Source organism: Rhizobium sp. SVR5-9E, from assembly GCF_056755095.1.
The window spans coordinates 1-251 of record NZ_JBNDHS010000569.1 but is presented as its reverse complement, the minus strand read 5'-3'; the positions used below and the strand labels follow the sequence as shown (position 1 = coordinate 251).

Genomic DNA, 251 nt, shown 5'->3' with positions numbered 1-251 from the left:
CATCTATGGATATGCCGCAACGTTTACCGTCAATCATGTGGCGACCGCCGTACTCGATCTGGATCGAAGCCAGGCGAGCCGCAATCTCATCTCCCATTTCGCGGCTGCGGGGCGTTTTGACATCGTCGACCGCACGGACGATGAACGCAGGATCACCCATGATATCGACACGGATCAAGCAACCGTCGCGGTTTTGATCCATCCCGGATTCGAGCAGGACCTGAACAATGGACGCTCCGCAGCCCTCGAAG

Annotated in this window: 1 protein-coding gene; it reads left to right on the top strand. The window is 57.4% G+C overall.

Translation table 11 applies throughout. The features are described from left to right. Nucleotides 1-251 (top strand): hypothetical protein (locus ACPYOJ_RS36105; RefSeq protein WP_481420495.1); only part of this gene is annotated, 251 nt, incomplete at both ends.